This window comes from Ruegeria sp. CDSB114, from assembly GCF_059611025.1.
In genome coordinates this window covers 1330443-1348472 of record NZ_JBXWOT010000001.1, presented here as the reverse complement: position 1 = coordinate 1348472, position 18030 = coordinate 1330443, and the positions used below count along the sequence as shown (strand labels likewise).

At 57.9% G+C, this 18030-nt stretch carries 17 protein-coding genes; 11 read left to right on the top strand and 6 right to left on the bottom strand.

The annotated features are described in order from the left end of the window. Positions 1-84 precede the first annotated feature (84 nt). Positions 85-1479, top strand: a complete 1395-nt coding sequence (gene mgtE, locus AC2FIP_RS06670; protein ID WP_496785637.1) for a magnesium transporter — start codon at positions 85-87, stop codon at positions 1477-1479. After that, positions 1476-2033, top strand: a complete 558-nt coding sequence (locus AC2FIP_RS06665; protein ID WP_142636757.1) for a 5-formyltetrahydrofolate cyclo-ligase — start codon at positions 1476-1478, stop codon at positions 2031-2033. Before mgtE ends, AC2FIP_RS06665 begins: the two co-directional genes overlap by 4 nt. Positions 2034-2041: 8 nt before the next feature. Here AC2FIP_RS06665 and AC2FIP_RS06660 read toward each other — a convergent pair whose 3' ends face one another. Next, the gene (locus tag AC2FIP_RS06660) at positions 2042-2275 is read right to left on the bottom strand and encodes a putative hemolysin (protein ID WP_142636759.1); all 234 of its coding nucleotides are present in this window, start codon (positions 2273-2275) and stop codon (positions 2042-2044) included. Positions 2276-2362: 87 nt separating this feature from the next. Between AC2FIP_RS06660 and AC2FIP_RS06655 the strand changes: the two genes are divergently transcribed. The 3 genes from AC2FIP_RS06655 to AC2FIP_RS06645 all read left to right on the top strand — a co-directional run bounded on the left by AC2FIP_RS06655 (position 2363) and on the right by AC2FIP_RS06645 (position 5890). After that, positions 2363-3178 carry a TIGR00282 family metallophosphoesterase gene (locus tag AC2FIP_RS06655; RefSeq protein WP_496785635.1) on the top strand — a complete coding sequence of 272 codons (816 nt, stop codon included), beginning with the start codon at positions 2363-2365 and terminating at the stop codon, positions 3176-3178. A gap of 90 nt (positions 3179-3268) precedes the next feature. After that, entirely contained in the window at positions 3269-5047 is a 1779-nt protein-coding gene (locus AC2FIP_RS06650) for an SLC13 family permease (protein WP_496689672.1), read from the top strand. Positions 5048-5143: 96 nt separating this feature from the next. Beyond that, complete coding sequence (locus tag AC2FIP_RS06645; RefSeq protein ID WP_496785634.1) at positions 5144-5890, top strand: YbaY family lipoprotein; 747 nt, start codon at positions 5144-5146, stop codon at positions 5888-5890. On the opposite strand, the gene AC2FIP_RS06640 is transcribed toward AC2FIP_RS06645, so the two are convergent. The 4 genes from AC2FIP_RS06640 to AC2FIP_RS06625 all read right to left on the bottom strand — a co-directional run bounded on the left by AC2FIP_RS06640 (position 5891) and on the right by AC2FIP_RS06625 (position 11018). Then, positions 5891-7552 (bottom strand): FAD-binding dehydrogenase, encoded by a 1662-nt coding sequence (locus tag AC2FIP_RS06640; protein ID WP_496690946.1) that lies wholly within the window; start codon positions 7550-7552, stop codon positions 5891-5893. A gap of 11 nt (positions 7553-7563) precedes the next feature. After that, on the bottom strand, positions 7564-8421 hold the full coding sequence (locus AC2FIP_RS06635; RefSeq protein WP_496690945.1) for a bile acid:sodium symporter family protein: 858 nt from the start codon (positions 8419-8421) through the stop codon (positions 7564-7566). Positions 8422-8493: 72 nt separating this feature from the next. Then, positions 8494-9228, bottom strand: a complete 735-nt coding sequence (locus AC2FIP_RS06630) for a glutamine amidotransferase (RefSeq protein WP_496690944.1) — start codon at positions 9226-9228, stop codon at positions 8494-8496. A 17-nt stretch (positions 9229-9245) separates the two neighbouring features. Then, on the bottom strand, positions 9246-11018 hold the full coding sequence (locus AC2FIP_RS06625; protein ID WP_496785632.1) for an SLC13 family permease: 1773 nt from the start codon (positions 11016-11018) through the stop codon (positions 9246-9248). A 110-nt stretch (positions 11019-11128) separates the two neighbouring features. Between AC2FIP_RS06625 and AC2FIP_RS06620 the strand changes: the two genes are divergently transcribed. Together AC2FIP_RS06620 and AC2FIP_RS06615 are read left to right on the top strand one after the other, a co-directional pair. After that, positions 11129-11869 carry a YebC/PmpR family DNA-binding transcriptional regulator gene (locus tag AC2FIP_RS06620; RefSeq protein ID WP_142636775.1) on the top strand — a complete coding sequence of 247 codons (741 nt, stop codon included), beginning with the start codon at positions 11129-11131 and terminating at the stop codon, positions 11867-11869. 137 nt (positions 11870-12006) lie between these two features. Continuing rightward, positions 12007-13278, top strand: coding sequence for an MFS transporter (locus tag AC2FIP_RS06615; RefSeq protein WP_496706598.1), 1272 nt, complete (start codon positions 12007-12009; stop codon positions 13276-13278). A 14-nt stretch (positions 13279-13292) separates the two neighbouring features. On the opposite strand, the gene AC2FIP_RS06610 is transcribed toward AC2FIP_RS06615, so the two are convergent. After that, positions 13293-14177, bottom strand: coding sequence for a LysR family transcriptional regulator ArgP (locus tag AC2FIP_RS06610; protein ID WP_496785631.1), 885 nt, complete (start codon positions 14175-14177; stop codon positions 13293-13295). A gap of 86 nt (positions 14178-14263) precedes the next feature. Here AC2FIP_RS06610 and AC2FIP_RS06605 point away from each other — a divergent pair, with 86 nt between their 5' ends. The 4 genes from AC2FIP_RS06605 to betC all read left to right on the top strand — a co-directional run bounded on the left by AC2FIP_RS06605 (position 14264) and on the right by betC (position 17977). Beyond that, positions 14264-14863 carry a LysE/ArgO family amino acid transporter gene (locus AC2FIP_RS06605; RefSeq protein WP_496785630.1) on the top strand — a complete coding sequence of 200 codons (600 nt, stop codon included), beginning with the start codon at positions 14264-14266 and terminating at the stop codon, positions 14861-14863. A 40-nt stretch (positions 14864-14903) separates the two neighbouring features. After that, positions 14904-15812 carry a DMT family transporter gene (locus tag AC2FIP_RS06600; protein ID WP_496785628.1) on the top strand — a complete coding sequence of 303 codons (909 nt, stop codon included), beginning with the start codon at positions 14904-14906 and terminating at the stop codon, positions 15810-15812. A gap of 87 nt (positions 15813-15899) precedes the next feature. Next, entirely contained in the window at positions 15900-16472 is a 573-nt protein-coding gene (gene betI / locus AC2FIP_RS06595) for a choline-binding transcriptional repressor BetI (protein WP_271949443.1), read from the top strand. Next, on the top strand, positions 16469-17977 hold the full coding sequence (betC, locus tag AC2FIP_RS06590; protein ID WP_496785627.1) for a choline-sulfatase: 1509 nt from the start codon (positions 16469-16471) through the stop codon (positions 17975-17977). The genes betI and betC overlap by 4 nt, the downstream gene beginning before the upstream one ends. Positions 17978-18030: the final 53 nt, after the last annotated feature.

Genomic DNA, 18030 nt, shown 5'->3' with positions numbered 1-18030 from the left:
TCGGTAAATCGGCGCATTGTCATTGTTTTCCGGTAGCTGCTTCTTCTATTTAGGGGCCAATGGGCGAACAGAGCGGGGGCAGATATGACAACAGGTATTAACGAACCCGTAAGTGAGCCGACTTCTGATGATGACGCCTATGCGCTGGATCGTCGAACGGTAGCATCCATTCTGTATGCAGTTGATGTTGATGACCGCGACAAGCTGGTCGAATTGATGGACCCGCTGCACGCTGCCGACATCGCCGACCTTCTGGAACAGATCAACCCCTATGACCGCGCCCGGTTGATCCGTCTGTATGACAAAGAGTTCGACGGCGATATTCTGTCTGAACTGGACGAAGGTGTCAGGGAAGAAGTTATTGAAGTCCTGCGTCCCGATGTTCTGGCGGATGCGGTACGCGACATGGAAAGCGACGATGTCGTCGATCTGCTGGAAGACCTTGAAGAGCCCCAGCAAGAAGCCATCCTGGGTGCGCTGGAGGATTCCGAACGGATCGCGGCCGAACAGGCGTTATCCTATCCCGAAAACTCGGCCGGTCGTCTTATGCAGCGCGAGGTCGTCATGGCGCCCGAGCATTGGACTGTCGGGCAGGCGATTGATTTTATGCGTGCCAATGACGGGCTGCCGGACCAATTCTACCATGTGGTCCTGGTTGACCCGCGTCTGAAGCCAACCGCGCAGGTCACGCTGGGCAAGCTGATGGCCACTCGGCGCGAGGTGGCTCTGCATGAGATTGCCGAAGAAGAATTCTATACCATCCCGGTCGATCAGGACGAAGAAGATGTGGCTTATGCGTTCAATCAGTATCACCTGATCTCGGCCCCGGTGGTGGATGGTGACGGACGGCTGGTCGGGGTGATCACCATTGATGACGCGATGGTGGTTCTGGATGAGGAATACGAAGAGGACATGTTGCGTCTTGCCGGCGTCAGCAACGAAAGCTCGCTGTCCGACAGTGTGGCCGCGACCAGCAGACGACGCCTGCCATGGTTGGCGGTAAACCTGTGTACTTCGATCTGCGCCTCGCTGGTGATTTCCCAGTTCGAGGCGGCGATTGATCAGTTGGTGGCGTTGGCCATTCTGATGCCGATTGTGGCCTCGATGGGGGGCAATGCGGGGACACAATCGCTGACCGTCGCAGTGCGAGCCCTGGCAACGCGCGACCTGACAGGTGCGAACGTAATGCGGGTGATCCGACGGGAACTGCTGGTGGGCATGTTGAACGGGCTGTGTTTTGCCACCGTTCTGGGCGTGGTGGGAATGTATTGGTTCGGCTCGCCGTTGCTGGGTGTCGTGATTGGCTCCGCTCTGGTCGTGAACATGGTGATCGCAGGCTTTGCAGGTACGGTAGTACCGGTCGTGCTGGACCGGATGGGTATTGACCCGGCGCTGGCGTCAGGAACCTTTGTGACGACAACGACGGATGTCATGGGATTCTTTATCTTTCTTGGTCTTGCCAGCGTGGTGCTATTGTGACAGATCTGACCGAAATCAAAGCTGCCGCGCGCAAGGCGGCCTTTGCCCGGCGCAAATCTGCGTTTGATGCAAATCCGCCCGGTGCCGCCGGGCGACTGTCTGAAATTCTGGCCGGGCACCGCGGAGTACCCCTGTCGGGTTATATGCCCATCCGGACCGAGAGTGACCCGCTGCCCGCCATGGCCGAGGCGTCCGCTTATGGCCCGGTTGGCGTACCAGTCATTCAGGCGGCCGGGCAGCCGCTGAAATTCTCTCGTTGGACGCCCGAAGGCAGGCTGAAGGATGGTCCGTTTGGCGCCAAAGTGCCCGAGGTCGATGACTATTTCGATCCCGAAATTCTGATCGTGCCACTGGTGGCATTCGATGCAAATGGAGGGCGTCTGGGTTATGGGGGTGGGTTCTATGACCGGACATTGGAAGGGCTGCGCGCGAAACGCCCGACTCTGGCCATCGGTTTTGCCTTCGATGCGCAAGAAGCAGACGGGCTGCCGCTGGAATCGACGGATCAGCCGCTTGATATGGTAGTAACTGAAAGCCGTGTGTTGACCTTTTAACGAAGGTATCAGCCCTGGTTTTTAGCGCGAAAATATTCCCAGGCATTTTTTTCGGTGCCATCAGGCAATATGCACACGCCGGTCTGGCCATTCTCTCCGTCCCGAATTTCATACCTCCCACCGCTGTCGATGCAATAGATGGCCGAGGGGTTTGGCAGCTGTGGGTTTGAGTTGACCGCTTGCTCTTCCGAGCAGGCAGCAAGCGTGGCACAGACACCAAAGGTCAGACCGATCCGAAACATAAAGAATCTCCTAAATAAAGAGTTTTGCCGTTCATTGGGTCAGCTTAACGGCTTGTACTTGCGAATTGCCACACTTAGACGGTTTCTATGAGGATACTTTTTCTGGGTGACGTTATGGGCCGCGCTGGACGCGCGGCTGTTCAGCAACATCTGCCACGTCTGCGCGACGAATGGCGGCTGGATTTCGTGGTGATCAATGGTGAGAACGCCTCGAACGGAATGGGTTTGACTGGGGATCATGCCAAGCTGCTGTTAGATGCAGGGGCGGATTGCCTGACGCTGGGCGACCACGCTTTCGACCAGAAGGACATGTTGCAATTCATCGAGAGCGAACCGCGCATTGTGCGCCCTGTTAACTTTGCCAAGGGTGCTCCGGGACGCGGGCATCGTCTCTATACCGCCCTTGGCGGACGCAAGGTTTTGGTCGTACAGGTGCTGGGGCAGGTCTTTATGAAGCGGCCCTTCGATGATCCGTTTTCGGCGATCGAGCCAATTCTGAAGTCGCACCCGCGCGGCGGTCAGGCCCAGGCGATCATCGTTGACATGCATTGCGAAGCCACATCCGAGAAGATGGCGATGGGGCATTATTGCGACAAGCGCGCCAGCCTCGTGGTGGGAACACATACGCATGTGCCGACCGCAGATGCTCAGATCCTTCCGGGGGGAACAGCCTATCTGACCGATGCCGGGATGTGCGGGGATTACGATTCTGTCATTGGTATGGAAAAGCTGGAACCGATGCGCCGGTTCATCACCGGCATGCCCAAGGCGCGGTTTACGCCTGCAAATGGCGAAGCAACGCTAAGCGGTGTGTTCGTGGAAACCGATGATCGCAATGGTCAGGCAAAATCCGTGCAAATGGTGCGCGTTGGGGGTCGCTTGCAACAAGCCGGGCTGCAATAGCGCGACGTTGGGCTTGCCCTGCTGCCCGCAATACGGGAAACTGCCCGACGGGCGCGCAAGCTGGGCCAGGGTTCGGACTGAATACCACGAATGCAATTTCTTCAACTGACAGAAACGGGCAGCGCGATCGTGGCGCTATTGGTTGTCGCAGGCATGTTTGTCATGTTCCTGCGCGAGGCTTACCCGACCGAGGTTGTCGCCATCGCGGGCGTTGCCCTGATGCTGGTGACCGGTATCCTGCCCTATCAAAGCGCGTTGGCAGTTCTGTCCAATCCTGCGCCATGGACGATTGCGGCGATGTTCATCGTCATGGGGGCTCTGGTCAGAACCGGGGCATTGGATTCCTTTACCGCAACTGCGCAGAAACAGGCGCAGGTTAACCCGCGTATCGCGATTGCCATGCTGATGGGGTTTGTGGTCTTGGCCTCGGCGGTGGTGTCAAACACACCCGTGGTCGTCGTGATGATCCCGGTTTTTGTACAGATTGCCCGCACGTTGAACGTGCCGGCCTCGAAACTGCTGATCCCGCTCAGCTATGCTGCCATCATGGGGGGGACGCTGACACTGATCGGCACCTCGACCAACCTGCTTGTGGATGGTGTCGCGCGATCTCAGGGTCTGGCTGCATTCACGATTTTCGAAGTCACGCCCTTGGGCATCGCAGTGGTGATCTACGGCATGATCTATCTGCGCTTTGTTGCGCCGCGCCTGCTGCCTGAACGCGATAGCATGGCCTCGCTTCTCAGTGATCGCTCTAAGATGAAGTTCTTCACCGAGGCCGTCATTCCGCCCGACAGCAACCTGATCGGGCGCGAGGTGACAGGGGTGCAACTGTTCAAGCGTCCCGGCGTACGCCTGATTGACGTGGTCCGCGGGGACGAGTCTTTGCGGCGCAACCTCAAAGGGGTGACGCTTGAGGTTGGGGACCGCGTGGTTCTGCGAACCGAGATGACCGAGTTGCTGAGCCTGCAAAGCAACAAAGAACTCAAGCGCGTCGATCAGGTCTCCGCGGTCGAGACCAAAACGGTCGAAGTGCTGATCACACCGGGGTGCCGTATGGTTGGGCGAACGCTGGGCGTGATGCGCCTGCGCCGCCGCTATGGTGTCTACGTACTGGCGGTACATCGGCGGAACCAGAATATCGGTCGTCAACTAGACGACCTCGTGGTGCGAGTCGGGGATACTCTGCTGTTGGAGGGATCACCCGCCGATATCCAGAAGCTTGCCGCTGATATGGATATGGTCGATGTGACACAGCCCTCGGCGCGGGCGTTCCGCCGCAATCACGCTCCGGTGGCGATTGGCGCATTGATCGGGATCGTTGTATTGGCCGCTTTAGGTGTGGCGCCAATTCTGCTGCTCTCCATTCTTGCGGTCGCTCTGGTTCTGGTCACTCGCTGCATAGACGCGGATGAGGCGTTTTCCTTTATCGAAGGGCGGCTTCTGGCGCTGATATTCTCGATGCTGGCCATTGGGGCCGCGCTTGATAAGTCCGGGGCGGTTTCCCTGATCGTCGATGCAATCGCACCTGGGCTTAGTGCGCTGCCACCGTTCCTGATCGTTTGGGCCATCTATGTTTTGACCTCGGTGCTTACCGAACTCGTCTCCAACAACGCCGTTGCGGTAGTGGTCACGCCGATCGCAATCGGGTTGGCGCAGGCCGTCGGCGTAGACCCAAGGCCGCTGGTAGTTGCGGTGATGTTGGCGGCATCTGCATCCTTTGCGACACCAATCGGATATCAGACCAACATGATGGTCTATGGCCCGGGGGGATATCGGTTTGTCGATTTCATGAAGGTTGGCATCCCCTTGAACCTGACGGTCGGGCTGCTTGCTTCGTTGCTTATTCCGATCATCTGGCCGTTGTGACACCGGCGCGAACCCGCCGGTTTTGCGCTGACGGTCTTGTAAAGGCTGATCCAGACACAATCTTTTCCTCTAGAACTTGGACGAAAGGACGGGATTATGCCTTTTCCAAAATTTGGTCAGTTGATCGTAATGGGTGCGATTATGGTGGCGCTGATTGGCAGCGATGTATCGGCTGGTTCGGTGACCGGTACCGCCTCCTATCGCGAACGGATTGCCGTACCTGAAGACGCGACGCTTTATATCGAGCTGCAGAATATATCGCTTGCGGATGCGCCAGCGGTAACGCTGGCTGCGCAGCGCTACGTGCTAAGCGGGGTGCCTGCCGAGTTTGAACTGACCTATGATGATGCTCTGATCCGTGACGGGATGACCTATGCGGTGCGGGGGGCAATATATCGTGGGTCACAACTGCTGTTTACGACCGACACGGTGTATCCGGTCCTGACCAATGGTGCGCCGGATACGGCCGACCTTTTGTTGGTCAAGACGGGCGGCCCCACGTCGGCGGGGCTGGAAAACACAAGCTGGACGGCGATTGGTGTAGATGGGGCCGTGCTGAACAGCGAACGCGCACCGCAACTTGATTTTGCGCAAGGCGGTGCCTTTAGCGGCTCAGGCGGTTGCAACCGTTTCACAGGGCAGGTCGAAATTTCCGGAAATTCGCTTACGTTTCCAGACAATATTGCGGCCACTTTGATGGCCTGCCCGCCCGAGATGGAGCAGGTCGAGGATCAGTTCTTTGCCGCCCTGCAAAACGTGGTGTCCTATGCGGTGGCGGGCGATAGCCTTGCGCTGCTGGACAGCGCAGGCGACCCGGTTCTGAAATTCATACGCACGCAGTAATCAGGCCACAGCGCGCGACCGTCCTGCGTTGCGCCCGGAAAAGATGCAGCCGCCCAGAAATGTGCCTTCCAGCGCGTTGTATCCGTGATAGCCGCCGCCGCCGAAACCGGCGACCTCTCCTGCGGCGAACAGCCCAGGAACGACCTGACCGTTTGCGCCGATCATCTGACTGTCGAGGTTGGTCTGCAAACCGCCCAGCGTTTTGCGCGTCAGCATGTGAAGTTTGACCGCGATTAGCGGCCCATTGGCAGGATCAAGGAACTTGTGTGGTTTGGCGGTGCGGATCAACCTGTCACCCCGATAGTTGCGGGCCGCCAGAATAGCCGCCATCTGCGCGTCCTTGGTAAACGGGTTGTCGACCTGTGAGTCCCGCGCTTCGATCTGGGCGCGCAAATGCGCCTCATTGATCAGATCGCCACCCAGTTGGTTCATGCCGCTGACCAGTTCGGTCAGAGTGTTGGCAACGATGAAATCTTCCCCGTGCTGTTTGAAGGCCTCGACCGGCGCGGTGGCTTGCGATCCTGACAAAATGCGCTGACGGATAACCTCTTTCCAGCTGCCCGAGGTGAAATCCGGGTTCTGTTCCGACCCGGAGAGCGCAAATTCCTTTTTGATGACTTTCTGCGTCAGTACAAACCAGCTGTATTCATAACCGGTCTTTAGGATCTCTTTCAGCGTGCCCAACGTGTCGAACCCCGGCAAACAAGGGGGCAACAGACGATTGCCGCGCGCGTCAAACCACATAGAGCTTGGGCCGGGCAGGATACGAATTCCGTGCGATGGCCAGATAGGGTTCCAGTTTTTGACGCCCTCGGTGTAATGCCACATCCGGTCGCCGTTGATCACATGTCCACCGGCCTTTTCGCTGATGGGGATCATGCGGCCGTCAACGTGGAACGGCACGCCCGCGATCATGTCTTTGGGTGGTTCGCCCAGGCGGTCGCGCGGCCAGTTCTTGCGCACCATTTCGAAATTGCCACCAATACCGCCCGAACTGACGATGACCGAAGGAGCATAGACCTCGAATTCCCCAACCTCTTCTCGGTTGGTCTTGGCGCCATGCGCGGCTGCGTCCTCAGCCAAGACCTCTCCCGAGACGCCTTTGGCACAGCCGTTTTGCATAATGATATGGCTGACTTGGTGGCGGAACTTCAGCTGGATCAGGCCTGTGCTGACATGTTCGCGCACGCGACGGATGAAATGTTCCAGAACACCAGGGCCGGTGCCCCATGTGATGTGGAACCGAGGTACCGAATTGCCATGCCCATCGGCATAAGAACCGCCACGTTCGGCCCATCCAACCACAGGAAACCATCGCAGCCCCATATCGTGCAGCCAGGGCCGCATTTCACCGGCGGCGAATTCGACATAGGCCTCGGCCCATTTGCGGGGCCAAGCGTCTTCTTCGCGGTCAAACTGCGCGCTGCCCTGCCAGTCACGCAAGGCCAGTTCGTGGCTGTCCCTGATGCCCATCCTGCGCTGTTCTGGAGTGTCGACCATGAACAGTCCACCGAGGCTCCAGAATGCCTGACCGCCGAGGAAATGACCGGGTTCCTGATCCAGTATGATCACCTTTTTTCCGCGGTCGCCTAGCTCGGCCGCGGCCGCAAGCCCGGCCAGCCCAGCCCCAACGACAATGGCATCTGCGGTGTTATTGGTCATGTTTTTTCCTCTCAGCTGCGGCGCAGCCAGGCGATAAATGGCAGGGCGACGACATACATCAAGATACCATAGACGGCCGATGGCAGAGCAAGAGGGCTTAGCCCGTTTTCCGTGCTGGTAATCAGCGCTGCCAATGTGATGCCAAGAGTCGAGTTTTGGATGCCAGTTTCGATTGAGATCGTCTTGCTCTCGTTCCATGACAGGTTCACAGCGCGGGCCAGTCCCAGCCCGATCAGCAGCAGCGCAATGTTCAGGGTGATCAACGCCGACCCCATCAGCCCCAAATTTTCGACGAACATTTCCCAGTTCCCGGCCAGCGCGGCGAGAACGATCAGGACGAAAAGAATCGAAGCCAGTTTGGACAATGGGGCATCGACCCGCTCTGCGAATCCTTTTGCGAAATGCCGTATACTGACGCCGATAGCGACGGGCAGGGTGGTGATCAGGAACATCGCTATGGCCAGCCCGGTGATCGAAACCTCGGGTGCGTCCTCGCCCATGAAGTGATTGATCGACCATGCGGCCAATACGGGTACCGTCACCATCGACAACAAGCTGATGATGGCTGTCAGGCTGACGGAAAGAGCGACATCACCCTTGGCCAGTTTAGTCAGGATATTGCTGGTAACACCGCCGGGGCAAAAGCTGAGGAGCATAACACCGACTGCTATTTCCGGTGGCAGTGCAAAGAGTTTGACCGTCGTAAATGCCGCAATGGGAAGCAAGATCACCTGGCAGAACGCCCCTATCGCAAAAGGGTATCGTCTGCTGACAACCCGGCGGAAATCGGCGATCTCAAGCCCGACACCCAAGGACAGCATGATTATGGCCAACGATAGTGGCAGGCCGACATTAATAAGCAGATCCAACTACAACTCCTCCCAAAGCCGTTCGGACCAGCGTAAGCGAGGGTCAAAGCCGCAGGCAACCGCGCCGTAGGGTCAGCCGTAGCGTTGGGCGAACCTGCGCAGGATTTCACCGGGCAGAGTGACATTGGCGGCGTGGCAAATGTCGATCAGACGCTGCGCATCTTCGGGCGGGAAATAGCCGTGGTGTTTGTAGATGGTGATGCGCTCTTCAAAGTCGCGGGCATCCGCCTCGGGGTGGAACTGTGTGGCATAGACATTCTGACCCCAGCGGATCATCTGGAACGGGCAAGGGTCCGAGGCAAGCAGATGCACGCACCCATCTGGCAGGGATTGCACAGCCTCTTTATGGCCCACAAAAGCATCAAAACTCTGACCCAGCCCCGAGATCAGTGGATCGGTCGCACCGTCCTCTGTCACGTGGCAGGTTGAGGGGCCGACGGGCTCTCCGAACTGGTCCTTGCTGACATCGCCCTCCAGATGTGCGGTCAGAATACCCAGCCCATAGCAGCACCCCATGAACGGATGATCGCGCGCGGTGATCTGCGGCATCAGGCCCATGATGGCGGCTTCGGTGCGGGCATCCGTCGGCGATTTTGTCGCCGGATCATCGCTGACACAGCCGGGGCCACCGCCGACGATCACCCCGGCATAGTCGGTCACGTCCAGACCGTCGGGCAGGTCTTCGCAGTCCAGCCGGATGCGGTGGGTCTGTTCGGGGCTCAAGCCGGTTTTGTCCAGAATCGAGGCATATTCGGCATCGGACGCATCGGTTTCCGGGCGTAACTGCAGGATCAGAAATCGTTTCATGAAACGGCTCTTACCCGTCACAGCGGCCAGAACACAAGGATGGCGGGTATCGAAACCGCAATGATCAGGATTTCCAGCGGCAGGCCCATGCGCCAGTAGTCTCCGAACCGATAGCCACCCGGTCCCAGAACCAGCGTGTTGTTTTTATGCCCGATAGGCGTCAGGAACGCAGCCGAGGCTGCAACGGCGACCGTCATCAGAAACGGGTCGGGGGAAACCTCAAGTGTGCGGGCCATCTGAATGCCGACCGGGGCCGCCACAATTGCCGTGGCGGTGTTGTTCAACACGTCCGACAGGGTCATGGTGACCACCATCAGAACGGTCAGAATAGCCCATGCAGGCAGGCCGTTAGTTAACTGGATCAGCGCATTGGCGATCAGTTCGGTGCCGCCCGAGGTTTCCAGCGCGCTGCCCAGCGGGATCATCGAGCCCAGCAAAACGACCACCGGCCATTCGATGTGAGTATAGAGATCCGCGATTGGCATGATCTTGGTCAGCACATAGGCAACCACAACAAGCCCCAATGCGACCGGCAGGTAGATCAGCCCAACACTGGCCGCCAGCACCGCGGTGGCAAACAGGCCAATCGCAAGCCACGCCTTTTCATTGGCGGTGACGTTCAAACCACGTTGGGCCAGCGGTAGGCATCCCAGCCATTCGGTCACATCGGCGCTGCGATCACGCGGGCACAGCAACAACAGGATGTCGCCAGCCTCAACCTCGGTTTTGCGGACCTGTTCAGTGATGCTGCGGCCCTGGCGCGAAATGCCCATCAAAACGGTGCTCTGCCGCCATGCCAATCCCAACCCCTGCGCCGTACGCCCGGTGATGCGGGCGTTTTCGGTCACGACAACCTCGACGACTTCCAGCCCGTCGCCTTCAGCGGTCAGAAGCTCCTGTCGACGTGTGTCCGAAAAATCCAGCTTCAGCGCCGCGCGGAATTCATCCAGCGCCTCGGGGCGGGCCTCAAGCACCAGCGCGTCACCCTGATTCAGTGTTGCATGGGCCGACCGGCCATAGCGGCGCTTGCCGTCGCGGATCAGGCCGATGATGGCGACGTCAGATTTCTCGGCATCTTCATAAAGCTCGCTGACCCGTTTGCCGATCAACGGCGATTCCGGTGGGACGGTTAGTTCTGCGATATATTCGGCCAGCGCCTCAGAGGTTTCGGTTTGCGGTCCCCGGTTCGGGATCAATCGCCAGCCCACCAACGAGACAAAGGCAAGCCCGGCAATCGCAGCAATGCCACCCACAGGGGCGAAATCGAACATACGAAAGGGCTCGCCCAAAGTTTCTGCGCGGATTGAGGCGATGATGATGTTCGGTGGCGTGCCAATTAGGGTCGCCATCCCACCCAGAATTGTTGCAAAGCTGAGCGGCATTAGGGTCAGGCCGACGGCTCGTCCGGCTTTTCGTGCGGTCTGAATGTCGACCGGCATCAATAGGGCCAAGGCAGCGACGTTATTCATGAAGGCGGACAGAACCGCCCCGATACCGCCCATCAAGGCGATATGGGCCCCAAGGCCGCGTGACGCGTCAACCAAGGATCGCGTGATCAGGAATACCGCACCGGACCGGACCAGTCCGGCCGAAACGACCAGAACCAGCGCGACGATGATGGTCGCCGAGTGACCAAAACCGGCAAAAGCGTCATCGACGGGCACGACACCCAACACCACTCCGACCAGAAGCGCGGAAAACGCAACAAGATCATAGCGAAACCGCCCCCAAAGCAGCATTCCGAATACAGTGGCAAAGAGAGCGAAAAGTATGATCTGATCTGTCGTCATACCGCCAACATACTCGCAGAAGAAGCCGTCGCAAGCCGGTCTCTTGATCCCATGGCCCGCAAACGTCTATATGGGCGCCAAATACGCAAACACTATCACGAGGACGCACCATGGCAGGCCACTCCAAATGGGCCAATATCCAGCACCGCAAGGGACGTCAGGACGCCGCGCGGTCCAAACTGTTTTCCAAGCTGTCAAAAGAGATCACTGTTGCCGCTAAGATGGGCGACCCCGACCCCGACAAGAACCCGCGTCTGCGTCTGGCGGTGAAAGAGGCCAAGTCAAACTCGGTCCCCAAAGACGTGATCGACCGGGCGATCAAGAAATCGCAGGCGGGCGATGGCGACGAATACGAAGAAATCCGGTATGAGGGCTATGGCCCCAACGGAGTGGCCGTCATCGTCGAGACGATGACCGACAACCGGAACCGGACCGCATCGACCGTGCGCTCGACCTTTTCCAAGAATGGCGGCAATCTTGGCGAGACCGGCTCCGTCGGCTTTATGTTCGAACGCAAGGGTGAAGTGGTCTATCCAGATACGGTTGGTGATGCCGACACCGTGTTCGAAGCGGCCATTGAGGCAGGCGCGGAAGATGTTGAAAGCTCGGACGAAGGTCATATCATCTGGTGCGCCGACACCGATCTGAACGACGTCTCGAACGCGCTCGAGGCCGCGCTGGGTGAAACGGAATCCACCAAACTGGTTTGGAAGCCAAGCACCACGACCGAGCTGGGGCTTGAGGATATGCAAAAGCTGATGAAGTTGGTCGATGCGCTGGAAGATGATGATGACGTTCAGCGCGTCACAACCAATTTCGAAGCATCGGATGAGGTGATGGCGCAGCTTTGATCTGCCCCGCATCCTGAGATTTGGAAACCCGGCCCTCAGGCCGGGTTTTTTTGTTGGTTGGAGGATAGGGCTATTGGCCGATCAGGTTCGAACTCATAGGCTGGGTCGAATAGCTGGAGCAGCGAGTCAAAGTGCAGATGACCGAACCCCAATCTGAATTGGCCAAACGTAATGTGCCCGTCCTGACCGGGCAGAGCATTCTGTCCCAGGTCGCCTGGACCCTTGGCAGCCCGTCCATTGTCTTGCCGTTTCTTGCGGTTTCGCTGGAACTTCCGATGTTCATCGCCGGTGCGCTGGTTTCGATCCGTATGGTCGGCAGCATGATAGCCGATGTGTTTCTGGCCCAGGTGATTGCGCTGCGCGAACGGAAGAAACGCAGCATCGCGATGACCGAGGTTGTGATCGGGGCGTGCCTTGTCATGGCTCTGGCAGCGGCGGCGACGGGCAGCGTCACGTTGACAGCAATATCCTTTGTTGCCGCATTTTTTGTGATCGGTCTGGTGGATGAGATCCAGACATTGCTGTTCACAGACCTGCTGGGCGACCACGTTCAGTCCAGATCACGGATGATCATGCGATACCTGCAGTTAGGGGCCGGAGGGCTGGCGGCCATTGGTCTTGTGCTGTTGGTCCACCAGATCACGCTGGGCAACCCTCCGTTTGCGCGGCATTCGGTTGTGATTGGGGTGTCAGTTGTGTTCTTCCTGCTGTCGGGCCTATCCATCCTCGCGATGTCCGAGGTCCCGCATCACAGAACTTCCGACGCACATGAGGGCGAAAGCAAAAGGCATTGGTCCGAATATCTCACTGACATTTTGTCGATGTTCAACCACGCCTGGTTCCGGCGCTATATGGTGATGCGCCTGCCGATTGTGGTTGTTGGCCTGTCGGTTCCGTTCTTTGCCCTGATGGCGGCCGAGGCGCATCACAGTTCAGCCAGGGGTCTGACCGCCATGATCATTTCCTCGGCCTCTGGATATCTGGTTGCGGCACCCCTGTGGCAGTTCGTTAACCTGAAATCCCACCGGGCGGTCATGGTCTCAGGCACTCTGATGGTGGCCCTGACCGGAGCAGGGCTGCTGGCGGTCCATTACCTCCATATCGATCATGAGGTGCACACCCATGCGATTGCCCTGTTTGTGGTGACCGTGGCGGTCACGGGTATCAGCAGTGCTCGAAAGCTGTATTTTCTGGATGTCGCCCCGTTTGATCAGCGGGTCAAAGGCGCGGCTGCGGTGAAAAGCATCTCGCGGATTGTTGCGGTCATCGTGTCGGCGGCGCTGGCAGGTCTGGCCCATATGCACGAGGTCTCGGCGGCGGTTGCGATCATTGTTGCGGTCAGCCTGTTCGCGGCGTTCGCTTGTTTCTGGGTGGTGACGCCAATTCCCAAATCACCCGCGCCGACCTGATCCCCCGTTGCTGTCTATCGCTGAATAAGCCCGTCGGTGGCCGCGCGCTTTACTGCGACGGTCAGCGGCGACAGGGCCGAGGATAAGACCCGCCCGACCTGCCAGGTCAGCGGCACATCAAGGGGTGCGTCTGGTATCAGAGGGCAGAGCCGACCATCTGCCAGAGCCTGCTGGACTAACCCTGTCGGGTTCATTCCCCACCCAAGACCGGCAATCGCAGCGTCAACAAACCCATGCGAGGATGGCAGGAAATGCGATGGCGGGGAAATGTGGTGCCCGAACTCTTGCGCAAACCAGGCTTTCTGAAGACCGTCCTTTTGATTGAAGGTCAGGCACGGTGCCATGGCAAGGCTGCTTTTGGTTACACCGTCCCGAAACCATTTTTGCATAAAACCTGGGCTGGCCGTTGGAATATACCTGAAATCCCCAAGTGGATGGGTATCACAGCCAGAGACCGGTTGCCCTCCGGTGGTAACAGCCGCGCTGACCTCACCGCGGCGCAACCAATCGGCCGAATGGTCCTGATCATCAATTACCAGATCGAACAGCAACTCATCTGTTTGGGCCATCGCAGCGATGAACCATGTGGCCAAACTGTCTGCGGGAATTGCAATGCGCACCTGGGTCGGGCCAGAGGTTCCCCCCAACGCAAGTTCACGGGCCAGCTGTGCCTCAAGCAGCCCGATATCCTCGGCGTATCTGGCAATGCGCAAGCCGGCGGGTGTCGCTGTGCAGGGCGCACCACGAGTGATCAGAGCGGCGCCTATCCGATCCTCTAATGACTTGATCCGCTGCGATATCGCCGAAGGCGTCACCGACAGCTCTGTGGCGGCGGCGTCAAAGCTTCCGTGGCGTAGAATGGCCGAAAGTGCGGCAAGGTGATTGGGATCCAGCAACATTAGCAGAGCTTAACCAGGTGTATCTTCTTTAATTTGATAAATCGACTGACTGGCTCTAGTCAATCAAAACGAACACAGGAGGTTTCATGTCCGCATCTCTGATTTCCGGATTCGCTCTGGGCTTTAGTCTGATTTTGGCCATTGGTGCGCAGAACGCCTTTGTCCTGCGTCAAGGGCTGCGCCGCGAACATGTTTTTGCCCTGTGCCTGACCTGCGCCGTATCGGATGCCATTCTGATTGCGGCAGGGGTCGCCGGATTCGGAACGCTTGCTCAGACTGCTCCTTGGTTCGAGCCGGTCATGCGCTATGGCGGGGCTGTGTTTCTGACCTGGTACGGGTTGCGCAGCCTGCTATCGGCTTGGCGCGGCGGGTCTTCCATGGATGTCAGTGAAGGGACACGTTCAAGTCTGAGGTCTGTCCTGCTGACCGTGCTGGCATTCACCTGGTTGAATCCGCATGTCTATCTGGACACGGTGGTTCTGATCGGGTCGATATCTGCACAATATGATGACCGGTTGGCCTTTGCTATTGGAGCGATGCTGTCCAGCTTTGTCTTCTTCTTCTCGTTGGGCTACGGGGCAAGGATTCTGTCGCCGGTCTTTGCCCGCCCAAGGGCATGGCGGGTGCTGGATGTTGTTATCGGTTTTGTCATGCTGGCGATTGCGGCCAAGCTAGTGGCGATCTGAGGTCTTGTTCCCGCCTGTGTTTCGGTGTTGAACCGTTAACATGACAACTCAACCTAACACCTATCGGCCATTGGCGGGAATGTTCTGGATGTTTTCCGCCGGTCTGTCCTTTGTTGTCATGACTGCGCTCGTCAAATCTCTGGGCACCTCCATGGACCCGATACTGGCTGCATTTCTGCGCTTTGTCTTTGGGTTGGTGTTCCTACTGCCAGCGTTAAGGCTGATCGTTACGACACCTCTGACACGGAGGCATCTGACACTGTTCGGCATCCGCGGGGTGGTTCACGCCATTGCCGTGATGCTGTGGTTCTTTTCCATGACCCGAATTCCGTTGGCCGAAGTCACGGCTATGAACTACATGACGCCTGTCTATGTCACATTGGGTGCTGTGCTGTTTCTAGGCGAGAAGCTAGCCTTCCGCCGGATTGCCGCCATTGGTGTCGCATTGATCGGTGTAGCAATTATTCTCCGACCTGGGTTTCGGGATATCTCGGTTGGTCACGTGACCATGTTGGGCACTTCGTTGACGCTTGGTGCATCCTACCTGCTGGCCAAGATGCTGGTGCGAGATCTGCCGCCCTCGGTCGTGGTTGCACATATGTCCATATGGGTGACGATGGCGCTGATACCTTTCGCCATTGCCGTGTGGTCCCCTCCAAGTCTCCATGATTTGGGTGTGCTGTTTCTGATTGCCTGTTTTGCCACACTTGGACACTATCTGATGACCTTGGCCCTGCAGGCCGCCCCCGTAGCAGTGACGCAGCCCGTCACATTCTTACAGCTGATCTGGGCCACGCTGGTTGGGGCGTTGGTTTTCCACGAAAGCGTAGATTTGTGGGTGGTCGCCGGGGGCACGCTGATTCTGTTGGCAGTCAGTTTTATTGCCTGGCGCGAGGCCGTGTTGAACCGCAGCAGCCTGACGACCCCCAGTATTGCACCTAAACTTTAGCCGGTTTCTGCCGAAAAAACGTTATTAATTGACGAGTCAATAAAAATCTCCTAGCGTTTTTCTATCAAAAGCAGTTGAGGGGTACGGATGCCGAAACTCGGAATGGAGCCAATCCGCCGTGATGCGATCGTAAAGGCAACGATTGCTGAGCTCGGGTCGAAAAAATCCCTCGATGTAACCGTCAGCCAGATCGCTAAGCGGGCTGGCATGTCCAGCGCGCTGGCACATCACTATTTCGGCGGTAAAGATCAGATTTTCCTGGCAGCGATGCGCCGCATCCTGTCGGATTTCGGGGCAGAGGTCCGGTCCGAACTGAAAGCAGCCACGCCAAGTGGACGCGCGCAGGCGATCATCCGGGCATGCTTTGCCCCATCCTGTTTCACGCCGGATGTGACGGCAGCGTGGATGACGTTCTACGTTCTTGCGCAGACCAATGACGACGCCCTGCGATTGTGGCAGATTTATCAGGCCCGTATCCGGTCTAACCTGGTTTATGCGCTGCGCCCGCATTTGGCCGATCCGGTTGAGGCGGCCGGGAACATGATCGCCTTGATCGACGGACTTTATATCCACGCCGCGCTGAGCGCCCCGGAAGAACCGCAACTGGCTGTAAACCACGCGATGCGCGTGCTCAGCACCTTGCTCGAGGCCGAGAAATGACAAAACCTAATATTCTGATCCTGATGGTGGATCAGTTGAACGGGACCCTTTTTCCTGACGGTCCTGTCGACTGGCTGCATGCGCCAAACCTGAAAAAGCTGGCCGAACGATCCACGCGATTTGCGAATGCCTATACGGCGTCGCCCCTGTGTGCGCCGGGTCGGGCCAGTTTTATGTCCGGTCAGTTGCCGTCGCGCACTGGTGTCTATGACAATGCCGCCGAGTTTGGCAGTGATATTCCGACATATGCCCACCATCTGCGCCGTGCAGGGTACTATACCTGTTTGTCGGGCAAGATGCATTTCGTCGGGCCCGATCAGTTGCACGGGTTTGAAGATCGCCTAACCACCGACATCTACCCCGCCGATTTCGGCTGGACCCCGGACTACCGTAAACCAGGCGAGCGGATTGACTGGTGGTATCACAATATGGGTTCGGTCACGGGCGCAGGTGTAGCCGAGATTTCCAACCAAATGGAATATGATGACGAGGTGGCCTATAACGCCAAGTCCAAACTATACGATCTTGCCCGTGGCAAGGACGACCGTCCATGGTGCCTGACTGTAAGCTTTACCCACCCGCATGATCCCTATGTTGCACGTCGCAAATACTGGGACCTGTACGAAGATTGCGAGCACCTTCTGCCCGAGATTACCGACCTTGGTTATGATAATCAGGACCCGCATTCGAAACGGATTTTTGATGCCAATGACTGGCGCAGCTTTGACATCACTCAAGAAGATACCCGCAAATCACGCCGCGCCTATTTCGCCAATATCTCTTATCTGGACGACAAGGTCGGAGAAATCCTCGAGGTGTTAGAGACCACGCGGCAAGAGGCGATCATCCTGTTCGTTTCGGATCATGGCGATATGCTTGGTGAACGCGGATTGTGGTTCAAGATGACCTTCTACGAAGGGTCATCCCGCGTCCCGCTGATGATTTGTGCGCCCGATCTGCCAGCGGGCCGGATCGACGCTCCGGTTTCGACCATAGATGTGACGCCGACCTTGGGTGCTCTTGCCGGTGTCGATATGGCAGAGATCGCGCCGTGGACAGATGGCGAAAACCTTGTGCCGCTGGCCAAGGGGCACGAGCGCAGTGCGCCGGTCGCGATGGAATATGCAGCCGAGGCCTCCTATGCGCCACTGGTGTCCTTGCGTTATGGCAAATGGAAATACAACCGATGTGCGCTAGACCCTGATCAACTGTTCGACCTCGAGGCGGACCCTTCCGAGTTGGAGAATCTCGCAGACAGGCCAGAGCACGCAGGAACGTTGCAGACCTTGCGTGCCAAGTCCGATGCCCGTTGGGATCTGGATCGGTTCGACGCCGAAGTTCGCGCCAGCCAGGCGCGTCGCTGGGTCGTGTACGAGGCGTTGCGCCAGGGCGGGTATTATCCTTGGGACTACCAGCCCCTGCAGAAAGCATCTGAGCGGTACATGCGTAACCACATGGATCTGAATATCGTCGAGGAAAGCCAACGCTTTCCACGCGGAGAGTAACAACCCGAATTAACAAGACCCTCTCCGGTCAGGCAGAGATTTTTCGATGAAAA

What these genes read in the sequence shown, in the direction of transcription:
- AC2FIP_RS06630 (WP_496690944.1), bottom strand. Translation starts at nt 9,228, where the DNA reads ATGAAACGATTTCTGATCCTGCAGTTACGCCCGGAAACCGATGCGTCC.
- AC2FIP_RS06650 (WP_496689672.1), top strand. Translation starts at nt 3,269, where the DNA reads ATGCAATTTCTTCAACTGACAGAAACGGGCAGCGCGATCGTGGCGCTA.
- AC2FIP_RS06600 (WP_496785628.1), top strand. Translation starts at nt 14,904, where the DNA reads ATGACAACTCAACCTAACACCTATCGGCCATTGGCGGGAATGTTCTGG.
- AC2FIP_RS06645 (WP_496785634.1), top strand. Translation starts at nt 5,144, where the DNA reads ATGCCTTTTCCAAAATTTGGTCAGTTGATCGTAATGGGTGCGATTATG.
- AC2FIP_RS06605 (WP_496785630.1), top strand. Translation starts at nt 14,264, where the DNA reads ATGTCCGCATCTCTGATTTCCGGATTCGCTCTGGGCTTTAGTCTGATT.
- AC2FIP_RS06640 (WP_496690946.1), bottom strand. Translation starts at nt 7,552, where the DNA reads ATGACCAATAACACCGCAGATGCCATTGTCGTTGGGGCTGGGCTGGCC.
- AC2FIP_RS06660 (WP_142636759.1), bottom strand. Translation starts at nt 2,275, where the DNA reads ATGTTTCGGATCGGTCTGACCTTTGGTGTCTGTGCCACGCTTGCTGCC.
- betC (WP_496785627.1), top strand. Translation starts at nt 16,469, where the DNA reads ATGACAAAACCTAATATTCTGATCCTGATGGTGGATCAGTTGAACGGG.
- AC2FIP_RS06625 (WP_496785632.1), bottom strand. Translation starts at nt 11,018, where the DNA reads ATGACGACAGATCAGATCATACTTTTCGCTCTCTTTGCCACTGTATTC.
- AC2FIP_RS06620 (WP_142636775.1), top strand. Translation starts at nt 11,129, where the DNA reads ATGGCAGGCCACTCCAAATGGGCCAATATCCAGCACCGCAAGGGACGT.
- AC2FIP_RS06610 (WP_496785631.1), bottom strand. Translation starts at nt 14,177, where the DNA reads ATGTTGCTGGATCCCAATCACCTTGCCGCACTTTCGGCCATTCTACGC.
- betI (WP_271949443.1), top strand. Translation starts at nt 15,900, where the DNA reads ATGCCGAAACTCGGAATGGAGCCAATCCGCCGTGATGCGATCGTAAAG.
- AC2FIP_RS06615 (WP_496706598.1), top strand. Translation starts at nt 12,007, where the DNA reads ATGACCGAACCCCAATCTGAATTGGCCAAACGTAATGTGCCCGTCCTG.
- AC2FIP_RS06655 (WP_496785635.1), top strand. Translation starts at nt 2,363, where the DNA reads ATGAGGATACTTTTTCTGGGTGACGTTATGGGCCGCGCTGGACGCGCG.
- mgtE (WP_496785637.1), top strand. Translation starts at nt 85, where the DNA reads ATGACAACAGGTATTAACGAACCCGTAAGTGAGCCGACTTCTGATGAT.